The 6,441-nt window shown below is 59.5% G+C and carries 5 protein-coding genes and 1 pseudogene; 5 read left to right on the top strand and 1 reads right to left on the bottom strand.

Annotated features, from left to right (window positions below; translation table 11 throughout):
• Positions 1–664: NAD(P)/FAD-dependent oxidoreductase (locus tag A3754_RS06805; RefSeq protein WP_063519155.1), on the bottom strand; the 664-nt coding region annotated here is incomplete at its 3' end.
• A 352-nt stretch (positions 665–1,016) separates the two neighbouring features.
• Here A3754_RS06805 and A3754_RS06810 point away from each other — a divergent pair.
• From A3754_RS06810 to A3754_RS06830, 5 genes and pseudogenes are all read left to right on the top strand, one after another.
• Positions 1,017–3,335 carry a DNA translocase FtsK gene (locus A3754_RS06810; RefSeq protein ID WP_063519156.1) on the top strand — a complete coding sequence of 773 codons (2,319 nt, stop codon included), beginning with the start codon at positions 1,017–1,019 and terminating at the stop codon, positions 3,333–3,335.
• A 9-nt stretch (positions 3,336–3,344) separates the two neighbouring features.
• Positions 3,345–3,974: an outer membrane lipoprotein chaperone LolA gene (lolA, locus tag A3754_RS06815; protein WP_063519157.1), complete on the top strand. Its 630-nt coding sequence runs from the start codon at positions 3,345–3,347 to the stop codon at positions 3,972–3,974.
• Between the two features lie 57 nt (positions 3,975–4,031).
• A complete protein-coding gene (locus A3754_RS06820) occupies positions 4,032–5,363 on the top strand; it encodes a replication-associated recombination protein A (protein ID WP_063519158.1) in 1,332 nt (443 codons plus the stop codon).
• Positions 5,363–5,770 (top strand): CrcB family protein, encoded by a 408-nt coding sequence (locus A3754_RS06825; protein WP_231880522.1) that lies wholly within the window; start codon positions 5,363–5,365, stop codon positions 5,768–5,770. The genes A3754_RS06820 and A3754_RS06825 overlap by 1 nt, the downstream gene beginning before the upstream one ends.
• A gap of 63 nt (positions 5,771–5,833) precedes the next feature.
• Positions 5,834–6,441: pseudogene (locus A3754_RS06830) on the top strand (serine--tRNA ligase); the annotation flags it as partial.

Here is a 6,441-nt window from a genome sequence, read left to right on the forward strand (position 1 = left end):
ACTTGATGCGCATGCCGGTGACACCGCTGTCATCGCCAAGCACTTCTTCCAGGGTGTGGTCCCATTCCACGGAAATGTTGTCTTTGGCAAGCAGCTTGTCCTGCAGGATTTTTTCCGCTCGCAGGCTGTCACGACGGTGTACCAGGGTCACATGTTCGGCAATGTGGGACAGGTACAGTGCTTCTTCGACAGCCGTGTTGCCGCCACCGATTACCGCCACCTTCTGGCCCTTATAGAAAAAACCGTCACAGGTCGCGCAGGCAGACACGCCTTTGCCCATAAAGGCTTCTTCGGACTCCAGCCCCAGGTACATGGCGGTGGCGCCGGTGGCGATGATCAGCGCGTCACAGGTGTAGGTGCCGTTGTCGCCCTTGAGGACGATCGGGCGCTGCTTGAGATCCACGTCGTTGATATGGTCGTAGACCATTTCCGTATCGAAACGCTCGGCGTGCTGCTGCATGCGCACCATCAGGTCCGGCCCCTGCAGGCCTTCCACATCACCGGGCCAGTTATCCACTTCGGTGGTGGTGGTGAGCTGGCCGCCAGGCTGGATGCCGGTGATCACAACCGGCTTGAGGTTGGCACGGGCGGCATACACAGCCGCAGTGTAACCCGCCGGGCCGGAACCCAGAATAATCAGCCGATGGTGCTGCACGTCGCTCATGTGTTACTCCAGTAAATACGTAGGTTGGGCAGGTGATCGGGCGCGCTATGCCGCGTCCGGGCTTGCGACTCCAACTGTGGGGGCAAGGCCTGCACATTCAAGGCAGTGAAAACTACCGTAAAACCGGGTCGTCGTGAAGCCTGATCATGGGCTATTAGTGCGATAGGAAGAGGTGACTGCCCGGGTTGAGAGCCGCAGATTGCGGCTATTTTGTGCGATAATGCCGTGCGCTCGGGCACACCGGGAGGGGCAAAGCTGGCCGCCCCCACTGTGATTGACTACAATCGCAATAATTTCAATCCGTTATCAGCTATTCTTTATCCAATAGTTTGACTTTATTGAGGGGCAAGGCGTGAGTAAAACGGTTGCCGGGCAAGGACAGTCCGGGTTTTCCCGCCATCTCAAACGTGGTTTGGTGGAAGGCATGGTCATTGCGCTGATCGCCTTTTCCCTTTACCTGCTGCTGGCGTTAATCAGTTTCGATAGCCGCGATCCCGGCTGGTCCTATGTGGGCAATGTGGATGCAGTACGCAATGCCATGGGCCGGGTAGGGGCGTTCAGCGCCGATCTGCTGCTGGGCCTGTTTGGCTATATGGCCTACCTGTTTCCGGTGCTGCTGGGCTTTTGGGCCGGCAAGGTGCTGCGCGAGCGCCATGCCGGACTGCCGGGGAGCTGGCCGCTGTTCAGCTTGCGACTGGTGGGTTTTATTCTGACCATGCTGGCGGGCACGGCGCTGTCGTACATGCATTTCACCGTGGGCGATACGCTGCCGGAAGGCGCCGGGGGCATTCTCGGCCATGAAGTTGGCGATGCCTCCCTGGCCGGGTTCAACCCGCTGGGTGGGACCTTGATGATGGTGGCGTTGTTTTTGATCGGCGTGACCATCTTTACCGATTTGTCCTGGATCGCGCTGGCTGAAGGCCTGGGCGCGCTGGTGCTTGGCGCCATCGAAAAAGTGCCTGCTTGGTGGCAAGCGCGTAAACGTCAGCGCGAAGAGCAGCGGCAGAAGAAAGAAGCTCATGAGAAGCGCGCCAAGGTCATTACCGAGGCGAAGAAAAAGGCAGAAACGCGAACCCCGCCAAAAATCGCCAAACCGGCCAAGCCGGTGGAAAAAAGCGCCCGGGTTCAAAAAGAAAAGCAGCAGAAACTGTTTACCACGGAAGTCTCCGGTGAGCTGCCCCCGGTGGGCCTGCTGGATGCGGTGGAAGAATCCAAGGGCGGTTATTCCGAAGAGGCTCTGGAAGGCATGTCACGCCTGCTGGAAATCAAGCTCAAGGATTTCAATATCGAGGCGGAAGTGGTGGCAGTGCAGCCCGGCCCGGTGATTACCCGTTTCGAGATTCAGCCGGCAGCTGGTATTAAGGTTTCCAAGATCACTAATCTGGCCAAGGATTTGGCTCGCTCCCTGGCAGTGATCAGCGTGCGGGTAGTGGAAGTGATTCCCGGCAAGACCACCGTGGGGATCGAGATTCCCAACGAGCAACGGGAAATGATCCGCTTCACCGAAGTGATCGGCACGCAGATGTTTGATCAGGCGCCGTCGCCCCTGACCATGGCGCTGGGCAAGGATATCTCCGGCGGCCCGGTGATGGCGGACTTGGCAAAAATGCCCCACTTGCTGGTGGCGGGTACCACCGGCTCCGGTAAATCCGTGGGCGTGAATGCCATGTTGCTGTCCATGCTGTTCAAGTCCAGCCCGGACGATGTCCGCCTGATCTTGATCGATCCCAAAATGCTGGAACTGGCGGTCTACGATGGCATTCCCCACCTGCTTACCCCGGTGGTCACCGACATGAAAGAAGCGGCCGGTGCGCTGCGCTGGGGTGTGGGTGAAATGGAGCGTCGTTACCGACTGATGGCCTCCATGGGAGTGCGGAATATCTCCGGTTATAACCGCAAGGTGGACGACGCCAAGAAGAAAGGCGAGCCCCTCAAGGACCCGCTGTGGAAGCCGGATGACCCGATGAATCTGGATGAGGAGGCGCCGCTGGCCGAGCACCTGCCTTACATCGTTATCGTCATCGATGAATTCGCCGACATGATGATGATTGTGGGCAAGAAAGTGGAAGAGCTGATTGCGCGTATCGCACAGAAAGCACGGGCGGCAGGCATTCACCTGATTCTCGCCACCCAGCGCCCGTCCGTGGACGTGATCACCGGCCTGATCAAGGCCAACGTGCCGTCGCGTATAGGCTTCCAGGTGTCGTCCAAAATTGACTCCCGCACCGTGCTGGATCAGNGCGGGGCGGAGCAGCTGCTGGGCCATGGCGACATGCTTTATTTGCCCGGCGGCACCAGTGTTCCGGAACGTGTTCACGGCGCCTTTGTCTCAGATGAAGAGGTACACCGGGTTTGTGACGATTGGCGCAAACGCGGCGAGCCCAATTATCTTGAAGAAATTCTCGATGGTGGCAGCGACCTCAATGCACCGATGCCAGGTATGGAAAGCGCCAGTGAGGGCGGCGATGACGAGAATGATCCGCTTTACGATGAAGCGGTGGCCATCGTCACCGAGTCCCGACGGGCGTCCATTTCCTCTGTGCAGCGGAAACTGAAAATTGGCTATAACCGTGCCGCCCGCCTGGTGGAAGCCATGGAGATGGCAGGGGTGGTCACCGAGGCCGGCAACAATGGCCAGCGCGAAGTCATCGCGCCGCCGCCGGTCAAATAAGGAGTTTGAATGAAGAAGTTGCTGTTGAGCTTGGCGCTGGCGCCTGCTGTCCTGTTGGCCCCTACCGCATGGGCGGGTGCCACCGATGATTTGCTGGATCGCCTGCAAACCCTTAAGTCCATGAAAGGCGAGTTCGAGCAGGTGGTGCTGGATCAGGGCGGCACGCATATGCAGGAAGCCACGGGCCGTTTTCAGGTGGCCCGGGGGAACCAGTTTTACTGGCTCACCGAAACGCCTTATGAGCAGATGGCTGCGTCCGACGGCGAAACCGTCTGGGTTTACGACAAGGACCTGGAGCAGGTGGTGGTACGCCCGCTGAGCCAGGATCTTGGCCAGACCCCGGCCCTGTTGTTTGGTGGCAAGCCTGCCGATGTGGCCAAGGCGTTCAGTATTTCCGAGCGTGATAATCAGGGGGGCGAAGTCACTTACCGGCTTACCCCCAAAGGTCAGGACCCGCTGTTCGATCAGCTGGATGTGACCTTCAAGGGCGACGAGCCCGCGTCCATGCGCTTGCAGGATGCACTGGGCCAGCAGACCGTCATCGACTTCAAGACCCTGACCCTGAACGGCGGCATCGATAGCGGTCTGTTCCACTTCGAGCCGCCTGAAGGCACGGATGTCATTCAGCAACAACAGTAATCGAGGGTAACGGCCGGGATGCTCCGGCCGCAGCCCGGTCACCAGTAGGCGTTTTCCATGAGCGATCTTTTTGCCGCCGATGCCGCCCAGCAGGCTCAGCCCCTGGCGGCGCGCCTGCGACCTGCCCACCTGGATGACTATGTAGGCCAGCAGCACCTGGTTGGGGAGGGCAAGCCGTTGCGTCAGGCCCTGGACCGGGGGCAGCTGCATTCCATGATTCTGTGGGGCCCACCGGGCACCGGCAAAACCACGCTGGCGCTTATCATGGCGCAAACCGTGGATGCCGCGTTTATTACGCTCTCTGCGGTGTTGTCCGGGGTAAAGGATATCCGGGCCGCCGTTGAGCAGGCCCAGATTCGCCTGGGGCAGGGGCGTCGCACGGTCCTGTTTGTGGACGAGGTGCACCGCTTCAACAAAGCCCAGCAGGATGCCTTCTTGCCCCACGTGGAAGAAGGCACCATCACCTTCATCGGCGCCACCACCGAAAACCCGTCTTTTGAGCTCAACAACGCGCTGTTGTCGCGGGCGCGGGTGTATCGGCTTCGAGCATTGGCTCCTGACGATCTCAGCGGTTTGTTGGGCCGTGCACTGCAGGACCCGGCTCTTAACGGTATGCAGCTGGATGCTGATGCCCGGGAGTTGTTGCTGAACTACGCAGATGGTGATGCCCGGCGGCTGCTGAATATGCTTGAAGTCGCGGCAGATCTGGCGGATCAGGATGCACCGAAGATTGATGCAGAATTGATGCGCGAGGTGTTGCGTGATGCGGTGCGCCGTTTCGACAAGGGCGGCGACCTGTTTTACGACCAGATCAGCGCCATGCATAAATCCGTACGCGGCTCCGACCCGGATGCGGCTCTGTACTGGTTCGCCCGCATGCTGGACGGTGGTTGTGACCCGCTCTACCTTGCCCGCCGTGTGGTCCGCATGGCCAGTGAAGATATCGGCAATGCCGACCCGCGAGCACTGACGCTCTGCCTGCAGGCCTGGGATGTGCAGGAGCGATTGGGGAGCCCGGAAGGGGAGCTGGCTATCGCTCAGGCCATCGCCTACCTGGCGGTAGCGCCGAAAAGTAATGCGGTCTACAACGCCTATAATCAGGCCCGCGCGCTGGTTCGTCAGCAGCCCACCGACGAGGTGCCCCTGCACCTGCGCAATGCGCCCACCCAGCTTATGAAAGACGAAGGCTTCGGTGCCGAGTATCATTATGCCCACGATTTCCCCGAGGCCTTTGTGGCCGGGGAAAATTACTTTCCGGCAAGCCTGCAACATACCCGTCTCTATGAGCCGGTGAATCGCGGGCTTGAAATCAAGGTGGCAGAAAAACTGGCCCGCCTGCGTGGCCTGAATGCCAGTAGCGACTGGACCCGTTACGGGAAGGGGAAATAATGTCGGTATCAGCGATCACGGAAGGAGGCATGCTGCCCTGGATTGCAGTGGCCTGTGGCGGTGCCATCGGCGCCTGTCTGCGTTTTGGCACCACCTTGTGGGTGGGCGTCCCGGTGATGCCAGCCTGGCCCTGGGCCACCTTCAGCGTGAACCTGGCAGGCAGTTTTCTGTTCGGGTTGCTGGCGATCACGATGGCGAGCCTGCCAGTGGGTGATGTATGGCGGCTGGCCTTGATGACCGGCATGCTCGGCGCCCTGACAACCTTTTCCACCTTTTCGTTTGAGCTGGTGCGGATGGTGGAAGCCAGGGCTTTCTCGCTGGCGGCGGGCTATGCAATGGCGTCGGTGACGGTCTGTCTGCTGCTTGGCATGGCAGGTCTGGCACTGGGCCGACTGGTTTTTGAATAACATGGGGACGTTGAATGTTTAAACGTTCAACTCAGCCTTTTCTGATTTTGGAGTAAGAGAAACATGCTGGATATTCGTGCCCTGCGGCAGGACGGTGAAGCGATCAAAACGGCGCTGACCAAACGCGGTTACACCCTGGATCTTGACGCATTTGCGTCCCTGGATGCCAAGCGTAAGCAGGCAGACATCCGTTCCCAGGAGTTGCAGGCCGATCGCAAGAAAGCCTCCAGGCAGGTGGGCGAACTGATCAAGTCCGGCATGGCGGTGGAAGACGCCAAGTCGCAGGTTGCAGAAACCCTGCAAACCATCGATGCAGAGCTGGATCGCGAAGTGGCGAGCGCCAAGGCGATTCAGGAAGAAATCCGTGAATTTCTGATGGGGATTCCCAATGTGCCGCAAGATGCGGTGCCGGCAGGTAATGACGAAGAGGACAACGTGGAAGTGCGCCAGTGGGGCACACCGAAAACACTGCCGTTTGAACCCAAAGATCACGTGGATGTGGGCGAAGCCCTGGACGGCGGGCTGGACTTCGAGCGCGCGGCCAAACTGTCCGGCGCCCGGTTCTCCGTGATGAGCGGCGGGTTGGCTCGCATGCATCGGGCGCTGATCGATTTCATGCTCGACATGCACAGCGATGAGCACGGCTACCAGGAAGTCTATGTACCGTTTCT

This window comes from Alcanivorax sp. HI0083 (genome assembly GCF_001635175.1).